Here is a 993-nt window from a genome sequence, read left to right as displayed (position 1 = left end):
GGAAAACCGACCCCTAACAACCTTACTATAAACAACCTGATAGAAAACCAAACAATGGGAGTGAGTGGAGAGCCGCACAAGCCGTTTGGCAGATATGAGAATGTTTTTCTGACCGAAGCCGAGTATGCAGAACTGAAAACCGAGTTTCCGGACAGACTGGAACGGCTCATTGAGGAAATGAGCCGCTACCTTGCCGCCAACGGGAGAATCTACCAGAACTATGCCGCCGCCCTGCGGATCTGGGCGGAGAACGACAAAAAGGACGCCTCGAAACAGGGCGTCCCGGACTACACCTGCAAGGAGGGAGAAAGTTTATGAACAAAATCGAGAATATCAATCTGCTGCCGGATACCGAGCCGGACAGCGGTGACTACAAAGGCGAGGACGGTTTGCTGTACTGCGGAAAATGCCGCAAACCCAAGGAAGCCTACTTCCCGGAGGGCAAGACGCTTTTCGGACTTGACCGCCACCCGGCAGAGTGCGACTGCCAGCGGGCGCAGCGGATTGAGCGTGAAGCCGCCGAACAGCAGCGCAGACACCTTGACACCGTAGAGGACTTGAAACGCCGGGGATTTTCCGATACCGCCATGCGGGACTGGACTTTTGAAAACGACAACGGCAGGAACCCCCAGACTGCTGTTGCCCGGTTTTATGCGGAGCATTGGGACACCATGCAGGCCGAAAACATCGGCTATCTCTTTTGGGGCGGTGTGGGAACCGGCAAAAGCTACCTTGCAGGCTGTATCGCAAACGCCCTGATGGAGAAAGAAATTCCCGTCCGCATGACGAACTTTGCCGCAATCCTCAATGACCTTGCTGCCAGCTTTGAGGGCAGGAACGAGTACATCTCCCGGCTCTACCGCTATCCGCTGCTGATTTTGGACGATTTCGGCATGGAGCGTGGAACAGAATACGGGCTGGAACAGGTTTACAGCGTCATTGACAGCCGATACCGCAGCCGCAGGCCGCTGATCGTCACCACCAACCTGACCT

The 993-nt window shown here is 55.4% G+C and carries 2 protein-coding genes; both read left to right on the top strand.

All coding sequences use genetic code 11. From position 1 onward, the window contains the following. Window positions 1-318 (top strand): hypothetical protein (locus tag BQ9859_RS03800; protein WP_456237772.1); only part of this gene is annotated, 318 nt, incomplete at its 5' end. Beyond that, window positions 315-993, top strand: a 679-nt coding sequence (locus BQ9859_RS03795; protein ID WP_075876950.1) for an ATP-binding protein, incomplete at its 3' end; no start/stop codon positions are given. The genes BQ9859_RS03800 and BQ9859_RS03795, both read left to right, overlap by 4 nt.

Origin of the sequence: Merdibacter massiliensis, from assembly GCF_900155395.1 — a bacterium.
Lineage (GTDB): Bacteria > Bacillota_I > Bacilli_A > Erysipelotrichales > Erysipelotrichaceae > Merdibacter > Merdibacter massiliensis.
The sequence above is the reverse complement of the archived record's forward strand: the minus strand, read 5'-3'. Positions and strand labels throughout refer to the sequence as shown.